The 653-nt window shown below is 73.5% G+C and carries 1 protein-coding gene; it reads right to left on the reverse strand.

Annotation, left to right across the window (positions count from 1 at the left end):
- Window positions 1–226: 226 nt before the first annotated feature.
- On the reverse strand, window positions 227–653 hold a 427-nt coding region (locus CCN37_RS38120), incomplete at its 5' end, for a D-alanyl-D-alanine carboxypeptidase (protein WP_210408412.1).

The following is a 653-nucleotide window of genomic DNA, read 5'->3' on the forward strand; positions in this document are numbered from 1 at the left end:
AATCGCGACGCGCGGACGGCCTCACCGGCCTCCTCCTTCGGGATCACCGGCCCCGCGCTCATGAAGCGCTGGGCGGTGGCAGCGGCGATCCCCCAGTCGATGGGCCCCTGGCCCTCGACCGGCGGCATGTCGGGAGCGGCCGATCCGGCGTTCACCCCACCGACGCTACCCGTGGCCACCCGGCTCAGGCATCAGCCAACCGGGCCGTCCGCGCGTCGCGATTCGATCACCGGCAGCCGCAGGAGCGGAGTGCGGAGGCCATCACGTCCAGCGCGGCGCGCGAGTCGGCGTTGGCCCCGGTGCCGTTGCCCAGGAACGCGAAGACCAGCAGCTTTCCGTCGGTGTCGGTGACCAGCCCGGCGAGGCTGTTGATCCCGTTGAGCGTGCCGGTCTTGGCCCGGACCCACCCCTTGCCCGCGGTCGCCGAGCCCGAGGCGTAGCGCTCGGAGAGCGTCCCACTGCCACCCGCGACGGGCAGCCCGGTCAGCAGCGCGCGCAGCTTGGCGGTGCGCTCGGCGTTGGGGCCGGAGGCCGGGGCGGCCGCCGCGGCGAGCACGGAGCCGAGCAGCTTCGGACTGATCTTGTTCTGGGTGGAGAGACCGCTGCCGTCGACGAGGGTGATCCCGGCCAGGTCGAAGCCGTTGCGGGTCAGC

Source organism: Allokutzneria sp. NRRL B-24872 (assembly GCF_002155965.1).
In the GTDB taxonomy this organism is placed as follows: Bacteria; Actinomycetota; Actinomycetes; order Mycobacteriales; family Pseudonocardiaceae; genus Allokutzneria.